1 protein-coding gene is annotated in these 1,223 nt (G+C 70.0%); it reads left to right on the forward strand.

From position 1 onward, the window contains the following. Window positions 1-150 precede the first annotated feature (150 nt). On the forward strand, window positions 151-1,223 hold a 1,073-nt coding region (locus JHN45_RS52075; RefSeq protein ID WP_201056519.1), incomplete at its 3' end, for an ABC transporter ATP-binding protein.

The following is a 1,223-nucleotide window of genomic DNA, read 5'->3' on the forward strand; positions in this document are numbered from 1 at the left end:
CGGGCTCGCCGTACCGCCGCGACCCCGACACCCCGACCCAAGGCCACGGCTTTACTTTCTCTTGAGCGGAACCGTCAGCGCCCCGATATCCTCCTAACCCTTACGGGGGCGTGCGCCCTGCTGTCCTGATCCTTTCGATGGGTGCGGAGCATGATCGAGGCTGTCGGCCTGACCAAGCGCTACGGCGACAAAACCGCCGTGTACAACCTTTCCTTCCAGGTGCGGCCCGGTGCCGTCACCGGCTTCCTCGGGCCCAACGGCTCGGGCAAGTCGACGACGATGCGCATGATCCTCGGCCTGGACAACCCCACATCGGGACAGGTGACGATCGGCGGCTTCCCCTACCGCAAGCTCCCCAACGCCCCCCGCCAGGTCGGTGCCCTGCTCGACGCCAAGGCCGTGCACGGCGGCCGCAGCGCCCGCAGCCACCTCCTCAGCCTGGCCCAGCTCTCGGGCATCCCGGACCGGCGCGTGGACGAGGTGCTCGGGGTCGTAGGCCTCCAGGACGTCGCGAGAAAGCGCTCCAAGGGCTTCTCCCTCGGCATGGGCCAAAGACTCGGCATCGCCGCCGCACTCCTCGGCGACCCCCAGGTCCTGCTCTTCGACGAGCCTGTCAACGGCCTGGACCCCGAGGGCATCCTCTGGGTCCGCAACCTGATGAAGGCGCTCGCGGCGGAAGGCCGTACCGTCTTCGTCTCCTCCCACCTCATGTCCGAGATGGCACTGACGGCGGACCACCTCATCGTGATCGGACGCGGCCAGCTCCTCTCCGACATGAGCGTCCGGGACTTCATCTCGGCCAACTCCGCCGACTTCGCCCGCGTCCGCACACCCGACACCGAACCCCAGCTCCGCGAGAAGCTGACCTCCGCACTGACCGAGGCCGGCGGCCACGTCCTGCCCGAGCAGGACGGCGGCCTGCGCGTGACGGGACTGCCGCTCCCCCGCATCAGCGACATCGCGCACGACACGGACGTACGACTGTGGGAGCTGTCCCCGCACCAGGCCTCGCTGGAGGAGGCGTACATGCGGATGACGCAGGGCGCCGTCGACTACCGCTCGACGATCGACCAGAAGGCCGGTCTGATGCAGCCGCTGCCGCCGGGCGTGCAACCGCCGATGCCGGTGCCCGGGCAGGGCCAGCCGGGCTGGTACGCGCCACCGTCACCGGCACAGGGCGGCCGGCCCATGGTGAAGGGCCGGCCGCCCTGTGCCGGTGACGG

Source organism: Streptomyces sp. MBT53, from assembly GCF_016654115.1.
In the GTDB taxonomy this organism is placed as follows: domain Bacteria; phylum Actinomycetota; class Actinomycetes; order Streptomycetales; family Streptomycetaceae; genus Streptomyces.